The organism is Pseudomonas sp. Irchel s3f19 (genome assembly GCF_900187555.1).
GTDB lineage: Bacteria > Pseudomonadota > Gammaproteobacteria > Pseudomonadales > Pseudomonadaceae > Aquipseudomonas > Aquipseudomonas capeferrum.
Window position 1 is genome coordinate 182141 of the sequence record NZ_FYDW01000002.1, and the last position, 25866, is coordinate 208006.

27 protein-coding genes are annotated in these 25866 nt (G+C 63.4%); 11 read left to right on the forward strand and 16 right to left on the reverse strand.

What is annotated here, in order from left to right; all coding sequences use genetic code 11:
* Positions 1 to 137 precede the first annotated feature (137 nt).
* A complete protein-coding gene (gene arfA / locus CKW22_RS04755) occupies positions 138 to 302 on the forward strand; it encodes an alternative ribosome rescue factor ArfA (protein WP_016501800.1) in 165 nt (54 codons plus the stop codon).
* Between the two features lie 60 nt (positions 303 to 362).
* Positions 363 to 1679, forward strand: coding sequence for a lytic murein transglycosylase (locus tag CKW22_RS04760; protein ID WP_033701712.1), 1317 nt, complete (start codon positions 363 to 365; stop codon positions 1677 to 1679).
* A 27-nt stretch (positions 1680 to 1706) separates the two neighbouring features.
* On the opposite strand, the gene CKW22_RS04765 is transcribed toward CKW22_RS04760, so the two are convergent.
* From CKW22_RS04765 to CKW22_RS04825, 13 genes are all read right to left on the reverse strand, one after another.
* Entirely contained in the window at positions 1707 to 2645 is a 939-nt protein-coding gene (locus CKW22_RS04765) for an LD-carboxypeptidase (RefSeq protein WP_033701713.1), read from the reverse strand.
* A gap of 135 nt (positions 2646 to 2780) precedes the next feature.
* Positions 2781 to 3797, reverse strand: coding sequence for a lipoyl synthase (lipA, locus tag CKW22_RS04770; RefSeq protein WP_033701714.1), 1017 nt, complete (start codon positions 3795 to 3797; stop codon positions 2781 to 2783).
* Positions 3798 to 3799: 2 nt separating this feature from the next.
* A complete protein-coding gene (gene lipB, locus CKW22_RS04775) occupies positions 3800 to 4447 on the reverse strand; it encodes a lipoyl(octanoyl) transferase LipB (protein WP_033701715.1) in 648 nt (215 codons plus the stop codon).
* Positions 4447 to 4722 (reverse strand): DUF493 domain-containing protein, encoded by a 276-nt coding sequence (locus CKW22_RS04780; protein WP_033701716.1) that lies wholly within the window; start codon positions 4720 to 4722, stop codon positions 4447 to 4449. The genes lipB and CKW22_RS04780 overlap by 1 nt, the downstream gene beginning before the upstream one ends.
* A 75-nt stretch (positions 4723 to 4797) precedes the next feature.
* A complete protein-coding gene (locus CKW22_RS04785) occupies positions 4798 to 5958 on the reverse strand; it encodes a D-alanyl-D-alanine carboxypeptidase family protein (RefSeq protein ID WP_033701717.1) in 1161 nt (386 codons plus the stop codon).
* A 240-nt stretch (positions 5959 to 6198) separates the two neighbouring features.
* Positions 6199 to 7200, reverse strand: coding sequence for a septal ring lytic transglycosylase RlpA family protein (locus tag CKW22_RS04790; RefSeq protein WP_095063859.1), 1002 nt, complete (start codon positions 7198 to 7200; stop codon positions 6199 to 6201).
* Entirely contained in the window at positions 7200 to 8210 is a 1011-nt protein-coding gene (mltB, locus tag CKW22_RS04795) for a lytic murein transglycosylase B (protein WP_095063860.1), read from the reverse strand. The genes CKW22_RS04790 and mltB overlap by 1 nt, the downstream gene beginning before the upstream one ends.
* 17 nt (positions 8211 to 8227) lie before the next feature.
* The gene (gene rodA, locus CKW22_RS04800) at positions 8228 to 9331 is read right to left on the reverse strand and encodes a rod shape-determining protein RodA (RefSeq protein ID WP_050506153.1); all 1104 of its coding nucleotides are present in this window, start codon (positions 9329 to 9331) and stop codon (positions 8228 to 8230) included.
* 38 nt (positions 9332 to 9369) lie between these two features.
* Entirely contained in the window at positions 9370 to 11259 is a 1890-nt protein-coding gene (gene mrdA / locus CKW22_RS04805) for a penicillin-binding protein 2 (RefSeq protein WP_033701721.1), read from the reverse strand.
* Positions 11260 to 11275: 16 nt separating this feature from the next.
* Positions 11276 to 11743: a 23S rRNA (pseudouridine(1915)-N(3))-methyltransferase RlmH gene (gene rlmH / locus CKW22_RS04810; RefSeq protein WP_023382530.1), complete on the reverse strand. Its 468-nt coding sequence runs from the start codon at positions 11741 to 11743 to the stop codon at positions 11276 to 11278.
* Between the two features lie 9 nt (positions 11744 to 11752).
* Positions 11753 to 12175, reverse strand: a complete 423-nt coding sequence (rsfS, locus tag CKW22_RS04815) for a ribosome silencing factor (protein WP_033701722.1) — start codon at positions 12173 to 12175, stop codon at positions 11753 to 11755.
* 42 nt (positions 12176 to 12217) lie between these two features.
* Positions 12218 to 12877 (reverse strand): nicotinate-nucleotide adenylyltransferase, encoded by a 660-nt coding sequence (nadD, locus tag CKW22_RS04820; RefSeq protein WP_033701723.1) that lies wholly within the window; start codon positions 12875 to 12877, stop codon positions 12218 to 12220.
* A 1-nt stretch (position 12878) separates the two neighbouring features.
* Entirely contained in the window at positions 12879 to 14150 is a 1272-nt protein-coding gene (locus CKW22_RS04825) for a glutamate-5-semialdehyde dehydrogenase (RefSeq protein WP_033701724.1), read from the reverse strand.
* Positions 14151 to 14410: 260 nt separating this feature from the next.
* Here CKW22_RS04825 and CKW22_RS04830 point away from each other — a divergent pair, with 260 nt between their 5' ends.
* Together CKW22_RS04830 and CKW22_RS04835 are read left to right on the forward strand one after the other, a co-directional pair.
* Positions 14411 to 15079, forward strand: a complete 669-nt coding sequence (locus CKW22_RS04830; RefSeq protein ID WP_095063861.1) for a DNA-3-methyladenine glycosylase — start codon at positions 14411 to 14413, stop codon at positions 15077 to 15079.
* Positions 15080 to 15082: 3 nt separating this feature from the next.
* Entirely contained in the window at positions 15083 to 16399 is a 1317-nt protein-coding gene (locus tag CKW22_RS04835; RefSeq protein WP_095063862.1) for a bifunctional DedA family/phosphatase PAP2 family protein, read from the forward strand.
* Between the two features lie 21 nt (positions 16400 to 16420).
* On the opposite strand, the gene CKW22_RS04840 is transcribed toward CKW22_RS04835, so the two are convergent.
* From CKW22_RS04840 to CKW22_RS04850, 3 genes are read right to left on the reverse strand one after another with little or no spacing between them, the layout of a single operon-like run.
* Positions 16421 to 17011: an LON peptidase substrate-binding domain-containing protein gene (locus CKW22_RS04840; protein ID WP_033701727.1), complete on the reverse strand. Its 591-nt coding sequence runs from the start codon at positions 17009 to 17011 to the stop codon at positions 16421 to 16423.
* A gap of 9 nt (positions 17012 to 17020) precedes the next feature.
* Positions 17021 to 17737, reverse strand: a complete 717-nt coding sequence (locus CKW22_RS04845; RefSeq protein WP_033701728.1) for an LrgB family protein — start codon at positions 17735 to 17737, stop codon at positions 17021 to 17023.
* A complete protein-coding gene (locus tag CKW22_RS04850; protein ID WP_033701729.1) occupies positions 17734 to 18096 on the reverse strand; it encodes a CidA/LrgA family protein in 363 nt (120 codons plus the stop codon). Before CKW22_RS04850 ends, CKW22_RS04845 begins: the two co-directional genes overlap by 4 nt.
* Before the next feature lie 143 nt (positions 18097 to 18239).
* Between CKW22_RS04850 and CKW22_RS04855 the strand changes: the two genes are divergently transcribed.
* The 7 genes from CKW22_RS04855 (at position 18240) to purD (ending at position 25794) form a co-directional block, all read left to right on the forward strand.
* The gene (locus CKW22_RS04855; protein WP_033701730.1) at positions 18240 to 18695 is read left to right on the forward strand and encodes a MaoC family dehydratase; all 456 of its coding nucleotides are present in this window, start codon (positions 18240 to 18242) and stop codon (positions 18693 to 18695) included.
* A gap of 198 nt (positions 18696 to 18893) precedes the next feature.
* On the forward strand, positions 18894 to 19772 hold the full coding sequence (gene prmA, locus CKW22_RS04860; RefSeq protein ID WP_033701732.1) for a 50S ribosomal protein L11 methyltransferase: 879 nt from the start codon (positions 18894 to 18896) through the stop codon (positions 19770 to 19772).
* A gap of 40 nt (positions 19773 to 19812) precedes the next feature.
* Positions 19813 to 21168, forward strand: a complete 1356-nt coding sequence (locus CKW22_RS04865) for a DUF3426 domain-containing protein (protein ID WP_095063863.1) — start codon at positions 19813 to 19815, stop codon at positions 21166 to 21168.
* Positions 21169 to 21381: 213 nt separating this feature from the next.
* A complete protein-coding gene (gene dusB, locus CKW22_RS04870) occupies positions 21382 to 22395 on the forward strand; it encodes a tRNA dihydrouridine synthase DusB (RefSeq protein ID WP_033701734.1) in 1014 nt (337 codons plus the stop codon).
* On the forward strand, positions 22392 to 22712 hold the full coding sequence (gene fis, locus CKW22_RS04875; protein WP_012274390.1) for a DNA-binding transcriptional regulator Fis: 321 nt from the start codon (positions 22392 to 22394) through the stop codon (positions 22710 to 22712). The genes dusB and fis overlap by 4 nt, the downstream gene beginning before the upstream one ends.
* A gap of 79 nt (positions 22713 to 22791) precedes the next feature.
* The gene (gene purH / locus CKW22_RS04880) at positions 22792 to 24399 is read left to right on the forward strand and encodes a bifunctional phosphoribosylaminoimidazolecarboxamide formyltransferase/IMP cyclohydrolase (RefSeq protein WP_033701735.1); all 1608 of its coding nucleotides are present in this window, start codon (positions 22792 to 22794) and stop codon (positions 24397 to 24399) included.
* A gap of 99 nt (positions 24400 to 24498) precedes the next feature.
* A complete protein-coding gene (purD, locus tag CKW22_RS04885; protein ID WP_033701736.1) occupies positions 24499 to 25794 on the forward strand; it encodes a phosphoribosylamine--glycine ligase in 1296 nt (431 codons plus the stop codon).
* Positions 25795 to 25866 lie beyond the last annotated feature (72 nt).

The window sequence follows — 25866 nt, forward strand, 5'->3', positions numbered from 1 at the left end:
CGCTGCGCGCGCCTTTCGCGACGCAAGGCCGCCCCTACGAGCGTCGGGTACTGCCACCCATAAACACAATCAATTGGCCCGTAGTAGCCCTGGGGCCTACAGTGCGCCCCGAAAGCCACCCATCGGGAACCTGCACCATGAGCAAAAAGCCGAAAAAGCACGGCCCCAACAAGGCCAAGTCGATCGTCGCCCAGCCCCTGTTCCGCTGCCGCCAGGAACAACCAGACAAGGGCAAAGGCAGCTACCGCCGCGAAGCCTTCCAATCGAGAGATTGGGAGGCTTCTTACTTTTTGGCCGCATGAAAGCATCGAAAGCGCAGGCATGGTATGGTCGGCACCTGACCTGAAATTCTGGATCTGTGCATGCTCTTCAGTCTTCTCCCCCGTTGGAAATCCCGTCAGCTGATCGCGGCCTCCAGCTTCATCCTGCTCGTCGCCTGTGCGGAAAAGCCCACCGCCGCCGATGCCTTGCCGCTGGCCCCTGCCCAGCCCGCTCCAGTGGTGAACCTGCCCGGTGCAACGCCCGACGCCAGCACTGAGATCCAACCCCTGCAAACCTTCGCGCAATGGCAGGCTGGCTTCCGCCAACAAGCGCTGCAGGCCGGTATTTCGCCCAACACCTTCGACCGTGCATTCCTCGGTGTTACCCCCGACCTGGACGTGATCAAGGCCGACCGCAGCCAGCCTGAGTTCAGCCGGCCGGTGTGGGAGTACCTTGAAGGCGCCCTGTCGCCACTGCGTGTGCGCAACGGCAAGAAACTGCTGGAGCAGAATGCAGAGCTGCTGACCCGCCTCGAACAGCGCTATGGCGTGGATCGCCAGGTGCTGGTTTCGGTCTGGGGCATGGAAAGCAACTTCGGCCAGTTCCAGGGCAGCAAGTCGGTCATTCGCTCGCTGGCGACCCTGGCCTACGAAGGCCGCCGCCCGCAGTTCGCCCAGGACCAACTGATTGCCGCCCTGCAGATCCTGCAGAACGGTGACATCCAGCCGGAGGCCATGCGCGGTTCGTGGGCCGGTGCAATGGGCCAGACCCAGTTCATTCCGACCACCTACAACACCCATGCGGTGGATTTCGACGGCGATGGCCGCCGGGACATCTGGAACAGCACCCCGGACGCCCTGGCCTCGACCGCGCACTACCTGCAAAGCTCCGGCTGGAAGCGTGGCCAACCCTGGGGCTTTGAAGTGCAGGTGCCGGCAGGTTTCGACTTCTGGCTGGCCGATGGTTCGCTGCGCAAGCCGGTGAGCGAGTGGCTGCAACTGGGCGTGACACTGCCAGCCGGCACCCAACTGCCCGCCAACAGCAATCAGCTGTCCGCCGCCCTGCTGCTGCCTGCGGGCGCTCGCGGCCCGGCGTTCCTGGTACTGGACAACTTCCGCGCGATCCTCAAGTACAACAACTCATCGTCCTATGCCCTGGCAGTGAGCCTGTTGGGTGATCGGTTCTCAGGCTGGGGATTCATTGCCGGCAGCTGGCCGAAAGAGGACCTGCCCCTGAGCCGCAGCGAACGCATGGAGCTGCAGCACCTGCTCAATGCCAGCGGGCATGACGCGGGCAATGCCGACGGCATCATTGGCGCCAATACCCGCAAGGCCATTCGCACCGCCCAGCAGGGGTTGGGTTGGCCGGCGGATGGGTATCCGACGCACAAGCTGCTTGAGAGCTTGCGTCAGCGTTGAGGCAGTTGGGGCTGCGCCGCAGCCCCATCAAGCCCTGAACAGATCCTGCTGCAACACCAGGCTCATCTTCTCGCTGTCCAGCACCACCTCGGCTCCCAGCGGCAAGCACACATTCGGGTCACAATGCCCACTGCGCCACCCGGCCAGCACAGGCACACCCAGCGGCCCGAAAATGTCCTGCAGCAACGGCGTCATAGCCGCCACGGTAATACCGGCGAAATCCCCCACCAGCACCCCCTTCACCCCTGCAAGCTTGCCCGCCAGGCGTAACTGGGTCAGCAAACGGTCCACGCGAAACAGCGGCTCGTTGACGTCTTCGATGAACAAGATGCAGCCCTGCGTATCGATCTGGGCCACAGTGCCCAGGGTCGCACCCAGCATCGACAGGTTGCCGCCCAACAAACGCCCGCTGGCAACACCCGGCACTACGCAGCTCAGGGCAAAGTCTGCCGGATGAGCGATCGCATCCCCCGCCCCTACCTGCCCCATCAACTGGGCCACCAGCGACGACTCGGTCGGTTGCTGCTTGGCACCTAGCAGGTCGGCATTGAGCATCGCCCCATGGAAGGTAATCAACCCGGTCTTGCGGTAGATGGCCGTGTGCAGCGCGGTGATGTCGCTGTAGCCGATCAGCGGCTTGGGATTACGCCGAATGAGCTCAAAATCGAGCCTATCGAGCAAACGCATGCTGCCGTACCCCCCGCGCATGCACACAATCGCATCGATGGCTGGATCGGCGAAGGCATCGTGAAGGTCCTGCAGCCTTTGCTGATCGGTACCTGCGAGGTAACCCTGGGCCTCTTCCACCCCCGGGTAGATACGGCAACGGTAGCCACGCCCGGCAAACCATTGGCTGGCCTTTTGCGCATCCAGCCGTGCCGGACCGGCCGGGGCGACGATGGCAAAGCAGGCATTGCCTGGCAGTGCAACAGGTAGGCGTGACTCGGTGCGTTCAGTGCAGTACATCGTGCAACTCCTTGCAGGTATAGGGCCGCCCAAATCTAAATACGCAAGGCTTTCCAACACAGTAGGAAAAAAGCCTAAACAAAAATGCCGATGCCGCCTTTCGGCGCGCATCGGCATGTGTGGCTCAGACCAGGCTCAGAGCTTGATCTTGGCTTCGTGAGCCTGCTGGTCGGCATGGTACGAAGAACGCACCAGCGGGCCGGAGGCGACGTTCTTGAAGCCCATCTTGTAGCCTTCCTCGGCGAACCAGGCGAAGGTGTCGGGGTGCACGAAACGCTGCACCGGCAAGTGGCTGCGCGACGGCTGCAGGTACTGGCCGAGGGTCAGCATGTCGATCTCATGCTCGCGCATGCGCTGCATCACTTCGATGACTTCTTCGTCGGTCTCACCCAGGCCGAGCATCAGGCCCGATTTGGTCGGCACGTGCGGCACCATCTGCTTGAACTTCTGCAGCAGGTCCAGCGACCAATCGTAGTCCGAACCGGGGCGCGCTGCCTTGTAAAGGCGCGGTACGGTTTCCAGGTTGTGGTTGAACACATCCGGCGGCTCTTGCGCGGTGATCTGCAGGGCGACATCCATACGACCACGGTAGTCCGGGACCAAAGTTTCCAGCTGCACGCCCGGCGACAAGGCGCGGATCTCGCGAATGCAGTCGGCGAAGTGCTGGGCACCACCGTCACGCAGGTCGTCGCGGTCTACCGAGGTGATCACCACGTACTTCAGGCGCAGGTCGGCGATGGCGACCGCGAGGTTTTTCGGCTCATCGACGTCCAGTGCCTTCGGTCGGCCGTGGCCAACGTCGCAGAATGGGCAACGACGGGTGCAGATGTCACCCATGATCATGAAGGTCGCGGTACCGCCAGAGAAGCACTCGCCCAGGTTCGGGCAGGAGGCCTCTTCGCAGACGCTGTGCAGCTTGTGCTTGCGCAGCAGTTGCTTGATGCGGTCTACCTCGGGCGAAACCGGGATGCGCACACGGATCCAGTCGGGTTTCTTCGGCAGCTCATCGGTGGGGATGATCTTCACCGGGATGCGCGCCACCTTGTCGGCGCCACGCAGTTTGACCCCAGCTTCCACCTTCTTCGGCGCAGTGCGCGGGGTGGCATCCAGGGTAGGTATCAGGTTCGGCACGGCTTCTTGCACAGTTGTCATATTCAGTCGATTCCGCCCGTGAGGGTCGTCTGCTCAGCGTAGTCGAGGTGCTTGACCAGCTGTCCGCGCAGCCTTGTCCTGACCTCGTTGAGTTCGATCGGGCCTGCCTGATCGCGTAGCTGGGTCATGGCCAGCCCCGCATAGCCGCAGGGGTTGATTCGGCGGAATGGCGCAAGGTCCATGTCCACGTTCAGGGCAAGGCCGTGGAAAGAACGGCCGTTGCGGATTCGCAGGCCGAGGGAGGCGATCTTCGCTCCATCGACATAGACACCCGGGGCGTCGGGCTTGGCCGCGGCCTGGACATCGTAACTGGCAAGCAGGTCGATCAGCGCCTGCTCGATGCGGCTGACCAGCTCACGTACACCAAACCCCAGCCGCCGTACATCCAGCAGCAGGTAAGCCACCAACTGCCCGGGGCCGTGATAGGTCACCTGGCCACCGCGGTCGGTCTGCACCACCGGGATATCGCCCGGGATCAGCAGGTGCTCGGCCTTGCCAGCCTGGCCCTGGGTAAAGACCGAAGGGTGTTCGACCAGCCAGATTTCGTCCTGGCTGTCGGGCCCACGCTGCTCGGTAAAGCGACGCATGGCTTCCAGCACCGGTTCATAGGGCTGCAGGCCGAGATCGCGAAAACCGAGACAGGCGGACATCAGAGCACCATTTTCACGATGCCGGTAGCACGCAGGGCGCTATTGATATCGTGCAACTGATCCTCGCTGGTGGCAACGATGTGCAGTTGCACCGTGGTGTACTTGCCTTCCTTGCTCTGGCGCTCGGCCAAGGTCTGCATGTCGACTTCAGCATATTTCTTCAAGATCTCGATGACCGTGTCCTTGAAATTGACCACGGTGTCACCGATCACCTTGATCGGGTAATCAGCGCAGGGGAATTCGATCTTGTGCGACTTGACGTCAGGTTCGCTCATGGCGGAAACGGCCTCGTAAGCCGTGGCAACAACAACGCTCCCGCATGCACAGCGGGAGCGTGGCAGGTCACGTTATCAGTTGAACAACCCGTAGAAGAATAGACGGATGCTATCCCACATACGGCGGAAGAAACCACCTTCCTCGACGCCATCGAGGGCGATCAGGTCGGCGCTGTGAACCACGTTCTCGTCCAGTTTGACTTCCACTTTGCCGATCACGTCACCTTTGGCGATCGGCGCGGTGAGCTGCGGGTTCATGGTCATCGAAGCTTGCAAGCGCTTCAATTGGCCTTTAGGCATAGTCATGGTCAGGTCGTTGGCCAGGCCCGCCTTGACTTGGCTGGTGGCGCCCTTCCAGACCGGGGCCTGGGTCAGCTCGGTGCCCTTCTGGTAGAAGGTCTGGGTTTCGAAGAAGCGGAAGCCGTAGGTCAGCAGCTTCTGGGTTTCGGCGGCACGGGACTGCTCGCTGTTGGTGCCGAACACCACGGCGATCAGGCGCTGGCCGTCACGTACGGCCGAAGCCACCATGCAGTAACCGGCTTCGTCGGTGTGGCCGGTCTTCAGGCCATCGACGGTCTTGTCGCGCCACAGCAGCAGGTTGCGGTTGGGCTGCTTGATGTTGTTCCAGAAGAACTCTTTCTGCGAGTAGATCGCATAGTGGGCCGGGTCGACGTCGATGATCGCACGCGCCAGCAGGGCCATGTCATGCGCCGAGGAGTAGTGCTCCGTGTTCGGCAGGCCGGTCGGGTTCATGAAGTGGCTGTTGGACATGCCGAGGTCGGCGGCTGTCTTGTTCATCATGTCGGCGAAGGCGTCTTCGCTGCCGGCGATGTGCTCGGCCAGGGCGACCGAAGCATCGTTACCCGACTGGATGATGATGCCGTGCAGCAGGTCGCTGACCGTGACCTGGCTGCCGACCTTGATGAACATGCGCGAACCGCCGGTACGCCAGGCGTTTTCGCTGACGGTAACCGGATCGTTTTCACCGATCTGGCCACGGCGAATGTCCAGGGTGGCGATGTAGGCGGTCATCAGCTTGGTCAGGCTGGCCGGTGGCAGGCGCTCGTCACCGTTGTTCTCGACCAGCACGTTGCCGCTGGACGCGTCCATGAGTACGTAGGACTTGGCTGCCAGTTGCGGTGGTGCCGGCATCATCTGCTCTGCCGCGAAAGCAGCAGGCGTGATCATCAGCAGTACGGGCAGGCAAAGTCGTTTGGCAAGGTTGGTGATGTTCATCCGTCTCTCGAAAATCGCTAATGGTCTGAGATGTTCCCTGGGCCACGTCGTGTACCCAGCGCCAGTCAGTCTAGTTTTAAGGCCTTGGGCCGTGCCCACGAAGTGCGGCTTTATGTCGCTGCGGGCAAAAACGGCCATTGTACATGCGCGCGCCCGGCAATTCATGACAAAACCGACAGTTTGGTGTAGCGCGCTTCGCGGGTAAACCGCTTGGGTTTACCCGCGAAGAAGCCGACTCGGTCAGTCAGCTGTGACCAGCTTGGCCTGCCCCAAGTTCGCCAGGCGAATGCTGTCTTGCGCCTGCTGGATCTCACCTTGGCTGCCGATCGGCCCCAGACGCACGCGGTGCAGCGTCTGCTGGTTACGCACGATAGAGCTGATGAACACCGGTGCGCTGACCATGGTGCTCAGCTTCGAACGCAGCAACTCGGCGGCGTCCGGGTTGGCGAAGGCGCCCACCTGCAGGAAGCTGCCGCCGTTGCCCGCCGGCACATTGTTGCCGCCCACTTGCACGGGCACGACAGGCGCCGCGTGCTGCTGCGGTGGCGGGGTCCACTGCTCGACGCGGCCGGTGCTGGCCGGGATCGACTGGGTCTGCGCGACCTGAGGCTCCTTCAGCACCAACGGTGGCTGTTGGCCACGCTGGGCCCACCATTGTTGCGGGTCGATGCCTTCGACGCGTACATGCGCGGTGCCGATTTCGGCGTAGCCGAGCTTTTTCGCCGCCGCGTACGACAAGTCGATGATGCGGTCGGAATAGAACGGGCCACGGTCGTTGACCCGCAGGACCACGCTGCGGCCGTTGGCCAGGTTGGTCACCCGCACGTAGGCCGGCAGCGGCAAGGTCTTGTGCGCGGCGCTCATGCCGTACAGGTCATAGAGCTCGCCGTTGGCGGTGTTCTGCCCGTGGAACTTGGTGCCATACCACGACGCGGTACCCTCGGCGCGGTAGTTGCGCGATTCCTGCATCGGGTAGTAGGTCTTGCCCAGCACCGTGTACGGGTTGGCCTTGTAGTTGCCGGTGTGCACCGTCGGCGTGGCGTCGGGGATCTTGTTCACATCCACGTCCCACCACGGCGCACCGTCCTTGTGGGCACGGTTGATGTCCAGCCCGGGCTGCGTGCGCACGGTGTTACCGCTGCTTTGCGGGGTCGGGCGGCTGGAAGAACAGCTGGCCAGGACCACGCCGACGGCGAGGCAGGTCAGCAGCTTGAAAGCGTTGGTAGAGATGATTGCGCGCATTACTTGACGCCCCGTGCTTGGACCAGCTGTTCCGAAAGCTGATGCACCGCCATGGCATACATCACGCTGCGGTTGTAGCGAGTGATCGCGTAGAAGTTCTTCAGGCCCATCCAGTACTCGGGGCCGTTTTCGCCCTCCAGGCGGAAGGCGGTAACCGGCAGATCATCGCGCAGCGCATCATGACTTGACCAGCCCAGCGCCCGCAACTCCCCGACCGTCTTCACCGGCTCGATACCGGTGGTCAGGCCTTCGTCGGCCCGCTCGCCCTGCACCATGGCACGACTGACCACGCCCTCGCCGGCCACCCAGCCATGGCGCTTGAAGTAGCTGGCGACACTGCCGATGGCATCGTCCGGGTTGTTCCAGATATTGATGTGACCATCGCCGTCGAAGTCCACGGCATAGTTGCGGAAACTGCTCGGCATGAACTGCGGCAGGCCCATGGCACCGGCGTAGGACCCCTTGAGCGTGAGCGGGTCAAGCTGCTCTTCGCGGGCCAGCAGCAGGAACTCGCGCAACTCCTTGCGGAAGAATTCGGCCCGCGGCGGGTAGTAGAAGCCCAGCGTCGACAGGGCGTCGATCACCCGGTAATTGCCGGTATTGCGGCCAAAGAAGGTCTCTACGCCGATGATCGAGACGATGACTTGCGCCGGCACCCCGTATTCCTGCTCGGCACGGGCCAGCACCGCTTCGTGCTGGCGCCAGAAGTCCACACCGCGGGCGATGCGCGCGTCGGTGATGAACATCGGCCGGTAGTCCTTCCACGGCTTGACCCGTTCGGCCGGCCGCGAGATGGCATCGAGGATCGACTGCTTACGCTGCACTTCGCGGAACACGCCGGTCAGCTGCTCACTGGCAAAGCCATAGTCACGGGCCATTTCGCCAACGAACTCGGCCACCTGGGGCGAGCCATCGTAGTCGCCCGCATGGGCCAGCTGGACAGCGCCGAACAGGCCCACCGCACCGATCCACGGCGTACAACGGGCAGCCCAGTTACGCACTGCTTGCATTAAATTCTTCACCTTATTCAAACCTGTGCGATCCATTTGCGGTGCGTATGGATCGACATCAGAACGCCAAACGCTGACAGCAGCGTCACCAACGAAGTTCCGCCATAGCTGATGAAGGGCAGCGGCACGCCCACCACGGGCAGAAGGCCGCTGACCATACCGATATTGACGAACACGTATACAAAGAAAGTCATCGTCAGGCTGCCCGCCAGCAGCTTGCCGAACAGGGTCTGCGCCTGGGCCGTGATCATCAGCCCGCGGCCGATCAGCAGCAGGTAGACGATCAGCAGCAGGCAGATGCCGACCAGGCCGAACTCCTCACCCAGCACCGCAATGATGAAGTCGGTGTGGCTCTCGGGCAAAAAGTCCAAGTGCGACTGGGTGCCCAGCAGCCAGCCCTTGCCAAAGACGCCGCCCGAGCCGATCGCGGCCTTGGACTGGATGATGTTCCAGCCGGTGCCCAGCGGGTCGCTTTCCGGGTCGAGGAAGGTCAGCACGCGCTGCTTCTGGTAGTCGTGCATGACGAAGAACCACATGGCCACCGCCACTGGCACTGCGGCGGCCACCACGCTGACGATCCAGCGCCAGCGCAGCCCCCCCATGAACAGCACGAAGGCACCGGAGGCGAGAATCAGCAGCGCCGTGCCCAGGTCAGGCTGGCGGACGATCAGAATGAACGGCACGCCGATCAGCACCAGGCTGATCGCCACATGCTTGAGGTGCGGCGGCAAGGTGCGCTTGGACAGGTACCAGGCGATGGTCGCCGGCATGATGATCTTCATGAACTCCGAGGGCTGGAAGCGGATCACCCCCGGGATGTTGATCCAGCGCGTCGCGCCCATTGCGTTGTGGCCCATGACGTCCACGACCACCAGCAACAGCACCCCCGTCAGGTAGGCCAACGGCACCCAGCGCGCCATGAAACGCGGCTCCAGCTGGGCGATGACGAACATCGACACCAGGCCGATGCCGAACGAGGTGGCCTGCTTGAGCAGCAGGTCCCAGTTCTTGCCACTGGCCGAATAGAGCACGAACAGGCTGCCGGCCGCGAGGGCCAGCAAAATGACCAGCAACGGTCCGTCGATATGAATGCGCTGCAGAAAACTGGCGCGCCGACGCATCACATCCTCGCTGGAGAGCATGCGATCGAAATTGTTCATCACAGGGCCGATTCCTGGGTAACGGTGGCGGGAGCGAACTCGGTCTTGAGCCGGCCGTGCTCGTCGAGCAACCAGGCGTCCATGATCTGGCGCACCACCGGTGCGGCGACGCCAGAGCCTGACTCGCCGTTCTCGACCATCACCGAAATCACGATCTTCGGGTCATCGGCCGGTGCAAAGGCGACGAACAAGGCGTGGTCGCGGTGGCGTTCCTGAAGTTTGTTGCGGTCGTATTTTTCGCCTTGCTTGATCGCCACCACCTGGGCGGTACCGCTCTTGCCGGCGATACGGTACTGGGCGCCAACCGCAGCCTTGCGCGCGGTACCCCGTGCGCCATGCATCACCTGCTCCATGCCATGGGTAACCTTGGCCCAGTCGGACTTGTCCCGCAGGATGATGTTTTCCATGGGGTTGTCGTCCACCGGTGGCTGGCCTTCGATGGTCTTGGCCAGGTGCGGGCGGTTCCACACGCCTTTGTTGGCGATCAACGCGGTGGCCTGGGCAAGCTGCAGCGGCGTGGCCTGCATGTAGCCCTGGCCGATACCGAGAATCAGGGTTTCACCGGGGAACCAGGCCTGGCGACGGGTGGCGCGCTTCCATTCACGCGACGGCATGAGCCCGGAGGACTCTTCGAACATGTCGAGGGACACTTTCTGGCCAATGCCGAACTTGTTCATGTAGGTGGACAGGCGGTCGATGCCCATCTTGTGGGCAAGGTCGTAGAAGTAGGTGTCGTTGGAGCGCATGATCGCGGTATCCAGGTCGACCCAGCCATCGCCAGAGCGGTTCCAGTTACGGTACTTGTGATCGTAATTGGGCAACTGGTAATAGCCTGGGTCGAACACCCGGCTGCCGGCATTGACAACGCCACTGTCCAGGCCGGCGATGGCCACCGCCGGCTTGATGGTCGAGCCGGGCGGGTACAGCCCGCGCAACACGCGGTTGAACAGCGGCCGGTCGATCGAATCACGCAGTTCGGCATAGGCCTTGAAGCTGATGCCGGTGACGAACAGGTTGGGGTCGAAGCTCGGCTGGCTGACCATTGCCAGCACCTCACCCGTGCGCGGATCGAGCGCAACTACCGCGCCGCGCCGGCCGCCCAGGGCCGCTTCGGCGGCTTCCTGCAGCTTGATGTCCAGGCTCAGGACGATGTCCTTGCCCGGCTTCGGGTCGGTACGCTTGAGCACCCGCAGCACCCGGCCGCGGGCGTTGGTCTCGACTTCTTCGTAACCGACCTGGCCGTGCAGGGCATCTTCGTAGAAGCGCTCGATACCGGTCTTGCCGATATGGTGCGTGCCGCTGTAATTCACCGGGTCCAGGGTTTTCAGCTCTTTCTCGTTGATGCGCCCGACATACCCCACCGAGTGCGCGAAGTGTGCACCCTGCGGATAGTGCCGCACCAACTGCGCGACCACTTCCACGCCCGGCAGGCGGAACTGGTTCACTGCCACACGGGCAATCTGCTCTTCGTTGAGCTCGAACAGGATGGGCACCGGCTCGAACGGCCGGCGGCCTTGGCGCATGCGTTTTTCGAAGAGGGCGCGGTCGTCCGCTGTCAGCTCCAGCACTTCGACGATGTTGTCCAGCACCACCTGCCAGTCCCCTGCGCGTTCTCGGGTCATGGACAGGCTGAAGCTGGGCCGGTTATCGGCGATGATCACCCCGTTTCGGTCGAAGATCAGCCCGCGGGTCGGCGGGATCGGCTGCACATGCACCCGGTTGTTCTCCGACAGCGTCGAGTGGTAGTCGTACTGGATGATCTGCAGGTAATACAGCCGCGCGATCAAGACGCAGATAAGCAGCATGATCGCCACCGCGCCGACCACGACGCGGTTACGCACCAGGCGGGCGTCTTTCTCGTGGTCCTTGAGACGGATCGGCTGCGACATCGGACTGCTTACAGGCTCATTTGTGGTAAGGATGCCCGGACAACACGGTCCAGGCGCGGTAGATCTGCTCGCCGATGAGTATCCTTACCAACGGGTGCGGCAACGTCAGCGGCGACAGCGACCAGCGTTGCTCGGCGCGCGCGCAGACCTCAGGCGCCAGCCCTTCCGGGCCGCCAACCATCAAATTCACCGTGCGCGCATCCAGGCGCCAGCGGTCCAGCTCGGTCGCCAGTTGCTCGGTGCTCCAGGGCTTGCCATGGACCTCGAGGGTAACGATGCGTTCCCCAGGCTGCACCTTGCTCAGCATGGCCTCGCCCTCCTGACGGATCAGGCGAGCGACGTCGGCATTCTTGCCACGGGTATTCAGCGGGATTTCCACCAGCTCGAGCGACAGCTCCGGGGGCAGGCGCTTGGCATATTCATGCCAACCGTCCTCGACCCACTTGGGCATGCGCGAGCCGACCGCGATCAGGCGCAGACGCACGACGCTTCCTTATTCCCGGTCTTTGATCTTGTCATCGAAGTAGGCGCTGACGTTTTCCGGGCTGTGATGCTTGGCATCAACAGCACGGCTCTGCTCGGCACCGGCCCACAAACGCTCCAGGTCGTAGAACTGACGGGCAGCGGCGGTCATCATGTGCACGATGACGTCATTCAGGTCCAGCAGCACCCAGTCGCTGTCGCCCTTGCCTTCTTCGCCCAGCGGCTGCGCGCCTTGTTTCTTGACCGCTTCACGGACCTTTTCCAGCATCGCGTTGATCTGGCGGTTGGAGGTACCGGTGGCAATGATCATGTAGTCGGTCAGGCTGTGCTTTTCGCGCACGTCGATGACCTGGATGTCCTGGGCCTTGACGTCTTCCAGCGCGCTAATGGTCAGTTTGACCAGATCTTCGCCGTGAATTTTCTGCTTGTTCATATAAAACTCGTTCAACTTGTTGGATGAGGTGCCGGAGCACCGTCAGTTAGGCACACGATACAGTTCGTGCGCCTCGATGTAGGCCAGTACGGCGTCCGGCACCAGGAACCTCACCGACTTGCCGCTGGCCAGCAGCTGTCGGATCTGTGTAGCCGACACCGCAAGCGGGGTCTGCCAGACGAACGAAATATTTCCCGCCGGGCCGGACATGGCGGTGGGATCGCTCTCGGAGCGCGCAGCCAGCAGGTTGCGCAGCTCGTCAGGGGGTTCTACGTCGGCATCCGGGCGTTGCAGCACCAGGATGTGACAGTGTTGCAGCAGTTCTTCCCAGCGGTGCCAGCCTGGCAAACCACAAAAGGCATCCCAGCCCAGCACCAGGAACAACTGGTCGTGCGTGCCCAGCTCGGCGCGGATCGACTCCAGTGTGTCGATGGTGTACGACGGCTTGTCGCGCGCGAGCTCGCGGGCGTCGACACTCAGGCGCTCGACACCCTGCACGGCACTTTGCACCATCGCCAGGCGATCCTGCGCGGCCACTTGCGGCGTGTCGCGGTGCGGCGGCCGGGCGTTGGGCAGCAGGCGCAACTCGTCCAACGCCATGAGCTCGGCCACTTCCAGCGCGCTGCGCAAGTGGCCGATGTGCACGGGGTCGAAGGTGCCGCCTAGAATGCCGATGCGCCGGACTGCCTGGGCCTTGCTCAACTCAGCAGGACTCCTGGCCGCGCAGCTGGCCGTCGCCGATCACCACGTACTTCTCGCAGGTCAGCCCTTCCAGGCCGACCGGGCCGCGGGCATGCAGCTTGTCGGTGGAAATACCGATCTCCGCACCCAGGCCGTACTCGAAACCGTCGGCAAAGCAGGTCGGGGTATTGAGCATCACCGACGCCGAGTCGACCTCGGCCATGAACTGGCGGGCCTGGCCCTGGTGCTCGGTGATGATCGAATCGGTGTGGTGCGAGCCATAGTGGTTGATGTGCTCGATGGCCTGGTCCAGGTCATCGACCACACGAATCGACAGGATCGCATCCAGGTACTCGGTGTGCCAGTCGTCTTCGCTGGCCGGCTTGGCGTCGATGAACGCACGCGTGCGCTCGCAGCCACGCAGTTCGACGCCTTTTTCCTGGAAACGGCGAGCCATTTCCGGCAGGAACCGTTCGGCTACGCGCTGGTCGACCAGCAGGGTTTCCATGGCGCCACAGATGCCGTAGCGGTAGGTCTTGGCGTTGAAGGCGACGCGCCAGGCCTTGTCCAGGTCGGCGTGCTCGCTGACGTAGACATGGCAGATGCCGTCCAGGTGCTTGATCACCGGCACCCGCGCATCGCGGCTGATACGCTCGATCAGGCCACGGCCGCCGCGCGGCACGATGACATCGACGAACTCGGGCATGCTGATCAGCGCGCCCACGGCTTCGCGGTCGGTGGTCTCGACCACCTGCACCACTGCTGCCGGCAGGCCGGCCTCGGCCAGGCCACGCTGAATGCAGGTGGCGATGGCACGGTTGGAGTGGATCGCTTCGGAGCCGCCACGCAGGATGGTCGCGTTGCCGGATTTAAGGCACAGGCTGGCAGCGTCGATGGTCACGTTCGGGCGTGATTCGTAGATGATCCCGATCACCCCCAGCGGAGCGCGCATCTTGCCGACCTGAATACCCGATGGGCGGTAGCTCATATCGCGGATGGCACCGACCGGGTCCGGCAGGCTGGCCACCTGGCGCAGGCCGGTGATCATGCCGTCGATACGCGCCGGGGTCAGCGCCAGGCGGTCGAGCAGCGCTGGCTCCAGGCCATTGCCGCGGCCGGCGGCCAGGTCCAGCTCGTTGGCGGCGGTCAGCTCGGCGCGTGCGGCGTCCAAAGCGTCGGCGGCCGCTTGCAAGGCGCGGTTCTTCTGCGCGGTGCTGGCACGGCCGATCACCCGGGAAGCCTGGCGAGCAGCGCGACCCAAACGGGTCATGTAGTCAAGAACGGACTCAGTCATGGGTTCGGTGTCTTGGCGAAGGGGAAATCGGCTGATTATAACTGGCGCGCAGGTGTACGCCCAGCGGCGGCTGGCGGATGGTAGAAAATGGCTGTTCTCGGCTTGGTATTTTCGGTGCCTGTGAGGTCGAGCGCCGCCCCTCCCAAGGCAAACATCACCCTGGCGAAACATATCGATACCAATGAATCAGGGCACTGGTTCAGCCTCGATTAAGCCATTCATTGCTATTATCCCCGCCTTTCCACCGACGAACTGCCAGCATGCCAGCCCTGCCCGACAGCTTTTTCGACCGTGACGCCCAAACTCTGGCCAAGGCCCTGCTGGGCAAGGTCATCCGCCATCGCCAAGGCGACCTGTGGCTGGCGGCACGCATCATCGAGACCGAGGCGTACTACCTTACCGACAAAGGCAGCCATGCTTCGCTCGGCTACACCGAAAAACGCAAGGCGCTGTTCCTCGACGGCGGGCACATCTATATGTACTACGCCCGCGGTGGCGACTCACTGAACTTCAGCGCCCAAGGCCCGGGCAACGCCGTGCTGATCAAATCCGCCTACCCTTGGCAGGATGCGACCTCAGGCCCCAACAGCCTGGCGCAGATGCAGTTGAACAACCCCGATGCCGGCGGCAACCTGCGCCCGGCCGAGCGCCTTTGCGCCGGCCAGACCCTGCTGTGCCGCGCACTGGGCTTGAAAGTGCCGCACTGGGACGCCCAACGGTTCGACCCCGAGCGGTTCTACGTCGACGATTGCGGCATCGCCGTACCGCGAGTGATCCAGGCCGCCCGCCTGGGCATCCCAGACGGGCGCGACGAACACCTGCCGTACCGCTTCGTCGACGCCGAATACGCCCGCGTCTGTACGCGGAACCCGTTGCGTCGTGGCCAAGTCGAAGGCCAAGACTTCTTCATACTCGAACAAGGAAGCTGACACATGGGCCAATGGCTCGACAGCCTGACCGGCTGGCTAAGCGCCAACCCACAGTGGCTTGGCCTGGCGATTTTCCTGGTGGCCTGCATTGAATGCCTGGCCATTGCCGGCATCATCGTGCCTGGCACGGTGCTGCTGTTCGCGGTCGCCGTGCTGGCCGGCAGCGGTACCTTCAGCCTGGGCGAAACCCTGCTGCTGGGTTTTCTCGGCGGTTTGCTGGGCGATGCGCTGTCATACACCGTGGGCAAGTATTTCCATCAGAACATCCGGCGTCTGCCGCTGCTGCGCCATCACCCGGAATGGATCGGCAGCGCCGAGGCCTACTTCCAGCGCTATGGCATCGCCAGCCTGCTGGTGGGGCGCTTCATCGGGCCGCTGCGGCCCATGCTGCCGATGGTCGCCGGCATGTTCGATATGCCGCTGCCGCGCTTCATCGCCGTCAGCCTGGTGGCCGGCGCCGGTTGGTCGGTCGCCTACCTGCTGCCAGGCTGGGCCACCGGCGCGGCCATGCGTCTACCGCTACCGGAAGGCTTCTGGCTGGATGCCGGCATCATCGCCGGCACCCTGGCAGTCATCATCGGCCTCAGCCTGACCACCAGCATTCGTGACCAGCGCCATGGAACACGACTGATCGCCGGCATGAGCTTCGCAGCCCTGGCCGGGGTATTCCTCGGCTGGCCGTACCTGCACGAATTCGACCAGGGCGTGATGACACTGGTGCAGGAGCACCGCAGCCAGGCCGTCGACGGCGTTGTGGTGCTGGTGACCCGACTAGGCGATTTTCGCACCCAGTTCTTTCTCGGCGGGCTGCTGACCGGCCTGCTGCTGCTCGCCCGGCAATGGCGCCACGCCCTGTTTGCCGGCGGCGCCTTGATGGGGACGGCGCTAGCCAACGGCACGCTGAAATGGCTGTTCGCCCGCGCGCGCCCCGAGGTGCTGACCGACCCGCTGACGAGCTACAGCATGCCCAGCGGCCACAGCTCGGCGTCGTTCGCGTTCTTTCTGGTGATGGCGGTGCTCGCCGGGCGCGGCCAACCGCCGCGGATGCGCCTGACCTGGGTGATGCTGGGGTGCATCCCGGCCCTGGCGATTGCCTTGTCGCGGGTATACCTGGGGGCGCACTGGCCGACCGACATTCTGGCCGGCGCCCTGCTGGCGTGCTGCGTCTGTGCGTTGAGCCTGACCTTGTCGCAGTACCGCCAACCGCTTACCGCCCTGCCGCTGCGGGTGTGGTGGCTGGTGCTGCCGGCGTGCATTGCGTTGCTGGCGTTCTTTGCCATGCATGCATTGCCGCAGGCGCTGCTGCGCTATCAGTACTGAGGCCGACTAAACACCGCAGCATCAGGCAAACAACTCGCCCTGGATGCGCTCCAGCAGCCGCTGGATCTCTTCCAGGCGCAACTGCGGCGAATCGATCGCCAGCAGATCGAGCTTGTCCTCTTCCATGAACGGCAGCAGGTACGCCAACTGATTGGCCAACGCCTGCCGCCCGTCCACCGGTCGCGGCATGTCCAGCGCCTCGACCATCGGGTGTTCGCCCAAGGCAACCAGCAACGCCAGCAGGTCTTCGTCCGGCTCGCCCACCGGGCTGTCCGCCAACTCCGGCAGCCATTGCACCTGGCCCACCAGCAACTGGTCCTTCTGCACCTCGGTCTGCTCCAGGCTGAAACGCCGCACCCCTTCGACGCGGATCCCCAGCAGGCCGTTATCCTGCTGCACGAAGTCGCGGATCATCGCTTCGCAGCCAATCGAAGCCACCACCGGCGGCGCCTTGCCGACCTGCTCGCCTTCAAGGATGCACACCACACCAAAGCCCGCCCCCTGCTTCATGCAGCGGCTGATCATGTCCAGGTAACGCGCCTCGAAAATCTGCAAATCGAGAAAACAGCCGGGAAACAGCACGGTATTGAGGGGAAACAGCGGTAGCGTCATCACAACTCCTCAAGCCACCAGGCTGACCGCCAGCGGCAGGAACACCGCCGTGGCCACCCCCATCAGGCTCATCGCCAGCGCGGCAAAAGCGCCGCATTCGTCACTTTCCTGCAAGGCTACCGAAGTGCCCACCGCGTGCGCGGTAACGCCCAGCGACATGCCACGCGCTTCGGGGCTGTGCACACCCAGCCGGGTCAGCAGCGCTGGGCCGAAGATTGCGCCAATCACACCGGTGATCAACACGAACACCGCAGCCAGTGCGGCCACGCCGCCGATCTGCTCAGCCACCAGCATGGCGATCGGCGAAGTCACCGATTTTGGCGCCATGGTCATCAGGATCATGTGCTCGGCACCGAACCACCAGCCCAGCAGCAGGCAGCAGACGGTGGCGAACAGGCCCCCGACTACCAGCGTAGTAAATGTCGGCCAGAACAGTTGGCGGATCCGCCGCAGGTTGAGATAGAGCGGCACAGCCAGAGCCACGGTGGCAGGCCCCAGTAGCGTGTTCATGATCTCGGTGCTTTTGCGGTACTCGCTGTAGTCGATGCCACACACGAGCAGCACCCCGATCACCAGCAGCATCGAAACCAGCACCGGCTGCAGGAAGATCCAGCGGGTCTTCTCGTACGCCGCGAGCACCACCTGGTAAGCCCCGAGGGTAATGCCGATACCAAACAAGGGGTGGTGGATGACTGCGTCGAGCGCGCCTTGCCAGTCGAACATCATGGCTGCTCCTCGCGCTTGCCCTGGCGATGGATGAGCTTTTGCATCAGCACGCCGACGAATACCAAGGTCAGCAGGCACGAAATGAACAACGCACCGGCAATCGCCCAAAAGTCGGCAGCAATATCCTTGGCATACACCATCACCCCCACCGCCGGAGGCACCAGCAACAGAGGCAGGTAACGCAGCAGGCTGCCGGCAGCCTCGTTGAGCGGCTTGCCCACCTCACCCCGGGCCATCAGAAAGGCCAGCAGCAACAGCAAGCCGATGATCGGCCCTGGTAAAAACGGCACAAACAGGTGATTGATCGCCGTACCCAGCAGCTGGAACAACACCAGCCAGGTCAAACCACGCAACAGCATAAGCATCTCCCTCGGGCATGGCGGCCATTATAAGCACGCCGCAGCTATAAGCCGATATTCGCCGAAAAACGCATAACTTGACTGAAACGGTTCGCCGTGCTGATCTTGCACTTTCGTACCAAATGACAACCTGGAGAGTCGCGATGCCTTATGTACCGGTTACAGAGCTTTCGCAGTACGTTGGCAAGGAACTCGGACGTTCCGAATGGCTGACGATCGACCAGCAGCGCATCAACCTGTTTGCCGAGGCCACAGGCGATTTCCAGTTCATACATGTCGACCCGGAAAAGGCGGCGAAAACACCCTTTGGCGGCACCATTGCCCATGGTTTTCTGACGTTGTCGCTGATCCCGACATTGATGGAGGACATCCTGGTCCTGCCGCAAGGGCTGAAGATGGTGGTGAACTATGGGTTGGACAGCGTACGGTTCATCCAGCCGGTCAAGGTCAACAGCAAGGTGCGGCTGAAGGTGGACCTGGCTGAAGTGGTGGAGAAGAAGCCGGGGCAATGGTTGCTTAAGGCGATTGCAACGTTGGAAATCGAGAATGAAGACAAGCCTGCCTATATAGCTGAGTCGCTTTCGCTCTGTTTCGTCTAGGCACCACGATAACTGTGGGGGCAACTGTCTTGTACTTGCTCTGCCATCGCCGGGGCCGCTCTGCGGCCCTTTCGCGACACAAGGCCGCTCCTACAGGGTCCGCGCCTGGTCTTCTCTACAAACCCTGCGCACTCGCGTAAACTGCCAGCCTTCGCGCAGCCTCGGGCTGCCCCTGTCGATTTACCAAAGGTGCCCGCCATGCCCTGGCTGCAAGTACGCCTGGCCATCAGCCCGGAACAAGCCGAAACCTACGAAGACGCGCTGCTTGAAGTCGGCGCCGTCTCGGTCACGTTCGTGGACGCAGAAGACCAACCGATCTTCGAACCCGACCTCAACACCACGCCCCTGTGGTCGCACACCCATTTGCTGGCCCTGTTCGAGGCCGATGCCGAACCCGAGCAGGTGTTCGCCCACGTCCGCCTGCTGACCGGCGCCGAGCTGCCCGAGCACCAGGCCGAAGTGATCGAAGACCAGGACTGGGAGCGCAGCTGGATGGACAACTTCCAGCCGATGCGCTTCGGCCGCCGCTTGTGGATCGTGCCAAGCTGGCACGAAGCCCCGGAGAAGGACGCAGTCAACCTGCTGCTCGACCCGGGCCTGGCGTTTGGCACCGGCACGCACCCGACCACCGCCCTGTGCCTGGAATGGCTCGACGGCCAGCAACTCGAAGGCACCCACGTGCTGGACTTCGGCTGCGGGTCGGGGATTCTGGCCATCGCGGCGCTGCTGCTGGGCGCCCGCGAAGCGGTCGGCACCGACATCGACGTGCAGGCGCTGGAAGCCTCGCGCGACAACGCCGGGCGCAACGGCATCGCTGACGCACAGTTCCCCCTGTACCTGCCCGAGCACATGCCGGCCATGCAAGCCGACGTACTGGTCGCCAACATCCTGGCCGGTCCGCTGGTCTCGCTGGCGCCACAGTTGTCTGGCCTGGTTCGCCCTGGCGGCCTGCTGGCACTGTCGGGCATCCTTGCCGAACAAGGCGAGGAAGTGGCCGCTGCCTACGCCGCCGACTTCGAGCTGGACCCGATCGCCGTACGCGATGGTTGGGTGCGCATCAGTGGTCGCCGCCGTTAAGCGGGCCTAGAATAACCTTTGTACAACCCCGGATCGCCGCATGACCGACAGTTTCGTCACCCAGTGCCCGCATTGCCAGACCAGCTTTCGCGTCACCCATCACCAGTTGAGTGTGGCGCGCGGGGTGGTGCGTTGCGGCCATTGCCTGCAGGTGTTCAACGCCGCAAAGCAACTGCTGGAGCAGAACCGTACCGATGCCGCCAGCACCCCCGTGGTGCCGCCAGCACCGGCCGCGCCTGCCGACCCGGTTGCCGCGCCTGCGGTTACGCCCGATCCGCCCATCAGCGAGCGCCCAGCGGCCATCGAGGAAGACTGGGCGCTCACCGCCCAGGCCCTGGATGAACTGGACCTGGACCAGGAGCTTGCCCGCCTTGAACGTCGCGGCGACCCTGCCGCCGCTCGCCCGGTCAAGCCGGACAACGGCTTGCAGGCCCGCCGTGACGAGCATCAGCCAGACGCGCATGCCGACACCCTGTTCGGCAACGCCACCGACGACCGCTTCGAGCCGCAGCAGGCGCCCGCGCCTGCACCGGTGCTGCTGGAACAGGAACCTCTGGACCTGGAGCCGGCCCCGGGCGATCGCACCGAACCTACCCTGGGCGGCCATCTGGACCTGGACATCGACGATGAGCCGCCTGTACGCCGGGACATCGAGGCCGACGAGCACCATGCGTTCGTCAGCGAGCACTTCGCCGCCAGCGATGATGCCGCCCCGGAAAAGGGCCTGAGCGCCCGCGACGACGACGAACTGGACCTGCACCTGTCGGCCCATCACGACGACCCTGACGCGCCGCTGCCCGGCGAACGCCTGGAGCCAGGCCTGTCCAGCAGACCCGAGCGTGCACCGCGCAAGGAGCCGCTGGTCGACGTGGTCGACGACCCGCTGCAACTGGGCTGGGAAAAACCCCAGCCGAACTGGGGCAAGCGCCTGCTGTGGGGCTGCCTGACGCTGCTGGCCGCCGGCCTGCTGGCGTTCCAGTACGTCTGGTTCCACTTCGACGAAATGGCCCGCCAAGACCAGTACCGGCCGATCTTCCAGCAGTTGTGCCCGGTATTGGGCTGCAAGGTGCCGACCCGCGTCGACATCGCCCGCATCAAGAGCAGCAACCTGGTGGTGCGCAGCCATCCGGACTTCAAGGGTGCGCTGATCGTCGATGCGATCATCTACAACCGCGCGCCCTTCGCCCAGCCGTTCCCGCTGCTGGAGCTGCGCTTCGCCGACCTCAATGGCCAATTGATCGCCAGCCGGCGCTTCAAACCGAGCGAGTACCTCTCCGGCGAACTGGCCGGGCGTGGCGAAATGCCCAGCCAGACCCCGATCCACATCGCCCTGGACATCCTCGACCCGGGCCCCAAGGCCGTGAACTACAGCCTCAGCTTCCGCTCGCCGGAATAAGCGACAAGCGGCTAGCCGCAAGCTACAAGACAAGAGGCCCAGACCGCGCCCGCTTTTGTCTTGCCGCTTGCGGCTTGCGGCTTGAAGCTCAAAGTCATAAGCCGACAACTGTTCAGATTTTATCCAAATCCATCTTTATCCGGTCACCGAGAGCGGGTATCATGCCCACCCTTTTTCGAACTCCAAGATTCGGCCCCACAACAGGGATCACCTATGTCGGCGGTACGCATCGGCCCATACACACTGCGCAACAACCTGATCCTCGCCCCCATGGCCGGGGTCACGGACCAGCCTTTCCGAACACTTTGCAAGCGCCTTGGCGCAGGCATGGTGGTATCGGAGATGGTGTCCAGCGACATGAACCTGTGGAACAGCCGCAAGTCGAGCCTGCGCCGCATCCACGAAGGTGATCCCGAGCCACGCTCGGTACAGATCGCCGGTGGTGACGCACAGATGATGGCGGCGGCGGCAAAGGCCAACGTACAAGCGGGTGCCCAGATCATCGATATCAACATGGGCTGCCCGGCAAAAAAAGTCTGCAACAAAGCTGCAGGCTCTGCTTTATTGAGAGATGAAGCCTTGGTCAGCGAGATTCTCCACGCCGTGGTAGGCGCCGTGGACGTCCCGGTGACGCTGAAGATCCGCACTGGCTGGGATCGGGCGAACAAGAACGGCCTGAATGTGGCGAAGATCGCCGAGCAGGCCGGTATCCAGGCGCTGGCGGTGCATGGCCGCACACGCGCCGACCTGTACACAGGCGAAGCAGAATACGACACCATCGCTGCCATCAAGCAGGCGGTGTCTATCCCGGTATTTGCCAACGGCGATATCACTTCGCCAGAAAAGGCCCGGGCGGTACTGGACGCCACTGGCGTCGATGGCCTGTTGATCGGCCGCGCCGCCCAGGGGCGGCCATGGATCTTTCGCGAGATCGAGCATTACCTGCGTACTGGCGAACACTTGCCAGCCCCGCAGCTGGACGAAGTGGAACGCATCCTGCTGGAGCACCTGGCCGCGCTGCATGCCTTCTATGGCGATGTGATGGGCGTACGTATTGCCCGCAAGCACGTTGGCTGGTACCTGGCGACACGACCCGGCGGCAAGGAGTTTCGCTCCCGGTTCAATGCTTTGGAAGACACACAAGCGCAGTGCGCCAACGTTCGCGCGTTTTTCAGTGAACGTCGACAGAGCCTTGAGACAGAGGACGGACAAGGGGTGGCCGCATGACGATGATGACCGAGACATTTGTGAGTGGAACAACGCCCGTGAGCGACAACGCCAACCTGAAACAGCACCTCAACACGCCGAGCGAAGAGGGCCAGACCCTTCGCGACAGCGTCGAGAAGGCGCTGCACAACTACTTCGCCCACCTGGAAGGCGCGACCGTCACGGACGTGTACAACCTGGTGCTCTCCGAAGTCGAGGCGCCCCTGCTTGAAAGCGTGATGAACTACGTGAAGGGCAACCAGACCAAGGCCAGCGAGATGCTCGGGCTCAACCGAGGCACCCTGCGCAAGAAGCTCAAGCAGTACGACTTGTTGTAAGCCAGAATCCCAATCAGAAAAGGCGGCTCCTGCAAAGGGACGCCTTTTTTGCTGACTCCACCGCGTTATGGAATCCGAAATGACCGACCAGACTACCCGCCTGCCGATCCGCCGCGCCCTGATCAGCGTCTCCGACAAGACCGGTATCCTCGAATTCGCCCGTGAGCTGCAGCAGCTCGGTGTCGAGATCCTGTCCACCGGCGGCACCTACAAGCTGCTCAAGGATAACGGCGTGAACGCGGTGGAAGTGGCCGACTACACCGGCTTCGCCGAAATGATGGATGGCCGGGTCAAGACCCTGCACCCGAAAATCCACGGCGGCATTCTGGGCCGTCGCGGCGTCGACGACGCCATCATGAACGAGCACGGCATCAAGCCGATCGACCTGGTCGCCGTCAACCTGTACCCCTTCGAAGCGACCATCTCCAAGCCAGGCTGCGACCTGCCGACCGCCATCGAGAACATCGACATCGGTGGCCCGACCATGGTCCGCTCGGCCGCCAAGAACCACAAGGATGTCGCCATCGTGGTCAACGCCAGCGACTACGCCAGCGTCCTCGACGGCCTGAAAGCCGGTGGCCTGACCTACGCCCAGCGCTTCGACCTGATGCTCAAGGCCTTCGAGCACACTGCTGCCTACGACGGCATGATCGCCAACTACATGGGCACCATCGACCAGGCCAAAGAAACCCTGTCGACGTCCGACCGCAGCGAATTCCCGCGCACCTTCAACAGCCAGTTCGTCAAGGCCCAGGAAATGCGCTACGGCGAGAACCCGCACCAGAGCGCGGCGTTCTATGTCGAAGCGCGCAAGGGTGAGGCGAGCATCTCCTCCGCCATCCAGCTGCAAGGCAAAGAGCTGTCGTTCAACAACGTGGCCGACACCGACGCCGCACTGGAGTGCGTGAAGAGCTTCGTCAAGCCGGCCTGCGTCATCGTCAAGCACGCCAACCCGTGCGGCGTGGCCGTGGTACCGGAAGAAGAAGGCGGCATCCGCAAGGCCTATGACCTGGCCTACGCCACCGACACCGAGTCGGCGTTTGGCGGCATCATCGCCTTCAACCGCGAGCTGGACGGCGAAACCGCCAAGGCCATTGTCGAGCGCCAGTTCGTCGAAGTGATCATCGCCCCGAAAATTTCCCAGGCCGCCCGCGACGTGGTGGCTGCCAAGCAGAACGTGCGCCTGCTGGAGTGCGGCGAGTGGCCTGCCGAGCGTGCTGCCGGCTGGGACTTCAAGCGGGTCAACGGTGGTTTGCTGGTACAGAGCCGCGATATCGGCATGATCACCGCCGATGACCTGAAGATCGTCACCAAACGCGCACCGACCGAGCAAGAAGTCCATGACTTGGTGTTCGCCTGGAAAGTGGCCAAGTTCGTCAAGTCCAACGCCATCGTCTACGCCAAGCAGCGCCAGACCATCGGCGTCGGCGCCGGCCAGATGAGCCGCGTCAACTCCGCCCGCATTGCTGCAATCAAGGCCGAGCATGCTGGCCTGCAGGTACAAGGCGCGGTCATGGCATCGGATGCGTTCTTCCCGTTCCGTGACGGCATCGACAATGCAGCAAAAGTGGGTATCAGCGCCGTGATCCAGCCGGGTGGCTCGATGCGCGATGCCGAGGTGATTGCTGCCGCTGATGAAGCCGGTATCGCCATGGTCTTCACCGGTATGCGCCACTTCCGCCACTGATTTACGGCAATCGGCCGCACTGAAGCAGGCATCTGCTTCATTGCGACCTCGTACAGCGTGAGGCTTTGCCTTACGCCCGAAAGAATTCGAGGTTTTGACATGAAAGTTTTGATCATCGGCAGCGGCGGCCGTGAGCACGCCCTGGCCTGGAAAGTTGCCCAGGACCCACGCGTCGAGAAAGTCTTCGTTGCCCCAGGCAACGCTGGCACCGCCATTGAAGCCAAGTGCGAGAACGTTGCCATCGACGTGTGCGCCCTGGAGCAACTGGCCGACTTCGCCGAGAAGAACGTCGACCTGACCATCGTCGGCCCGGAAGCGCCACTGGTCATCGGTGTGGTCGACCTGTTCCGCAGCCGTGGCCTGGACTGCTTCGGCCCCACCAAGGGCGCGGCCCAGCTGGAAGGCTCCAAGGCCTTCACCAAGGATTTCCTGGCGCGTCACAAGATCCCGACCGCCGACTACCAGAACTTCACCGAAATCGAGCCAGCCCTGGCCTACCTGCAGGAAAAGGGTGCGCCGATCGTGATCAAGGCCGACGGCCTGGCTGCGGGCAAAGGCGTGATCGTCGCCATGACCCTGCAGGAAGCCGAAGACGCCGTGCGTGACATGCTGGCTGGCAACGCCTTTGGCGACGCTGGCTCGCGTGTGGTGATCGAAGAGTTCCTGGACGGCGAGGAAGCCAGCTTCATCGTCATGGTCGACGGCCACAACGTGCTGCCAATGGCCACCAGCCAGGACCACAAGCGCGTCGGCGACGCCGACACCGGCCCGAACACCGGCGGCATGGGCGCTTACTCCCCTGCCCCGGTCGTCACCGCCGACGTGCACCAGCGCGTGATGGACCAGGTCATCTGGCCGACCGTGCGCGGTATGGCCGAGGAAGGCAACGTCTACACCGGCTTCCTCTACGCGGGCCTGATGATCGACAAAGCGGGCAACCCCAAGGTCATCGAGTTCAACTGCCGCTTCGGCGACCCGGAAACCCAGCCCGTCATGCTGCGCCTGGAATCGAGCCTGGTGCTGCTGATCGAGGCCGCTTTCGCCAAGGCGCTGGACAAGGTCGAAGCGCAGTGGAACCCACGGCCGAGCCTGGGCGTAGTACTGGCCGCCGGCGGCTACCCGGGCGACTACGCCAAGGGTGACGCAATCAGCGGCCTGGACGCGGCTGCCAAGCTCGAAGGCAAGGTGTTCCACGCTGGCACCACCCTCAAAGATGGCCAGGTGGTGACCGCCGGCGGCCGTGTGCTCTGCGCGACCGCCCTGGGCGAGACCGTCGAAGCCGCTCAGCAGCAGGCCTACCGCCTGGCAGAGCAGGTCAAATGGGACGGCAGCTTCTACCGCACCGACATCGGCTACCGGGCCATCGCCCGCGAGCGCGGTGAACACCAGCAGTAACCTTTACCGAAGCGCCGTGACGCCTTGCGCCCACGGCCTTCGGCTCGTCGACAGGGCCCTGTGTGGGCCTTG

What these genes read in the sequence shown, in the direction of transcription:
- arfA (WP_016501800.1), top strand. Translation starts at nt 138, where the DNA reads ATGAGCAAAAAGCCGAAAAAGCACGGCCCCAACAAGGCCAAGTCGATC.
- CKW22_RS04760 (WP_033701712.1), top strand. Translation starts at nt 363, where the DNA reads ATGCTCTTCAGTCTTCTCCCCCGTTGGAAATCCCGTCAGCTGATCGCG.
- CKW22_RS04765 (WP_033701713.1), bottom strand. Translation starts at nt 2,645, where the DNA reads ATGTACTGCACTGAACGCACCGAGTCACGCCTACCTGTTGCACTGCCA.
- lipA (WP_033701714.1), bottom strand. Translation starts at nt 3,797, where the DNA reads ATGACAACTGTGCAAGAAGCCGTGCCGAACCTGATACCTACCCTGGAT.
- lipB (WP_033701715.1), bottom strand. Translation starts at nt 4,447, where the DNA reads ATGTCCGCCTGTCTCGGTTTTCGCGATCTCGGCCTGCAGCCCTATGAA.
- CKW22_RS04780 (WP_033701716.1), bottom strand. Translation starts at nt 4,722, where the DNA reads ATGAGCGAACCTGACGTCAAGTCGCACAAGATCGAATTCCCCTGCGCT.
- CKW22_RS04785 (WP_033701717.1), bottom strand. Translation starts at nt 5,958, where the DNA reads ATGAACATCACCAACCTTGCCAAACGACTTTGCCTGCCCGTACTGCTG.
- CKW22_RS04790 (WP_095063859.1), bottom strand. Translation starts at nt 7,200, where the DNA reads ATGCGCGCAATCATCTCTACCAACGCTTTCAAGCTGCTGACCTGCCTC.
- mltB (WP_095063860.1), bottom strand. Translation starts at nt 8,210, where the DNA reads ATGCAAGCAGTGCGTAACTGGGCTGCCCGTTGTACGCCGTGGATCGGT.
- rodA (WP_050506153.1), bottom strand. Translation starts at nt 9,331, where the DNA reads ATGCGTCGGCGCGCCAGTTTTCTGCAGCGCATTCATATCGACGGACCG.
- mrdA (WP_033701721.1), bottom strand. Translation starts at nt 11,259, where the DNA reads ATGTCGCAGCCGATCCGTCTCAAGGACCACGAGAAAGACGCCCGCCTG.
- rsfS (WP_033701722.1), bottom strand. Translation starts at nt 12,175, where the DNA reads ATGAACAAGCAGAAAATTCACGGCGAAGATCTGGTCAAACTGACCATT.
- CKW22_RS04825 (WP_033701724.1), bottom strand. Translation starts at nt 14,150, where the DNA reads ATGACTGAGTCCGTTCTTGACTACATGACCCGTTTGGGTCGCGCTGCT.
- CKW22_RS04830 (WP_095063861.1), top strand. Translation starts at nt 14,411, where the DNA reads ATGCCAGCCCTGCCCGACAGCTTTTTCGACCGTGACGCCCAAACTCTG.
- CKW22_RS04835 (WP_095063862.1), top strand. Translation starts at nt 15,083, where the DNA reads ATGGGCCAATGGCTCGACAGCCTGACCGGCTGGCTAAGCGCCAACCCA.
- CKW22_RS04840 (WP_033701727.1), bottom strand. Translation starts at nt 17,011, where the DNA reads ATGACGCTACCGCTGTTTCCCCTCAATACCGTGCTGTTTCCCGGCTGT.
- CKW22_RS04845 (WP_033701728.1), bottom strand. Translation starts at nt 17,737, where the DNA reads ATGATGTTCGACTGGCAAGGCGCGCTCGACGCAGTCATCCACCACCCC.
- CKW22_RS04850 (WP_033701729.1), bottom strand. Translation starts at nt 18,096, where the DNA reads ATGCTGTTGCGTGGTTTGACCTGGCTGGTGTTGTTCCAGCTGCTGGGT.
- CKW22_RS04855 (WP_033701730.1), top strand. Translation starts at nt 18,240, where the DNA reads ATGCCTTATGTACCGGTTACAGAGCTTTCGCAGTACGTTGGCAAGGAA.
- prmA (WP_033701732.1), top strand. Translation starts at nt 18,894, where the DNA reads ATGCCCTGGCTGCAAGTACGCCTGGCCATCAGCCCGGAACAAGCCGAA.
- CKW22_RS04865 (WP_095063863.1), top strand. Translation starts at nt 19,813, where the DNA reads ATGACCGACAGTTTCGTCACCCAGTGCCCGCATTGCCAGACCAGCTTT.
- dusB (WP_033701734.1), top strand. Translation starts at nt 21,382, where the DNA reads ATGTCGGCGGTACGCATCGGCCCATACACACTGCGCAACAACCTGATC.
- fis (WP_012274390.1), top strand. Translation starts at nt 22,392, where the DNA reads ATGACGATGATGACCGAGACATTTGTGAGTGGAACAACGCCCGTGAGC.
- purH (WP_033701735.1), top strand. Translation starts at nt 22,792, where the DNA reads ATGACCGACCAGACTACCCGCCTGCCGATCCGCCGCGCCCTGATCAGC.
- purD (WP_033701736.1), top strand. Translation starts at nt 24,499, where the DNA reads ATGAAAGTTTTGATCATCGGCAGCGGCGGCCGTGAGCACGCCCTGGCC.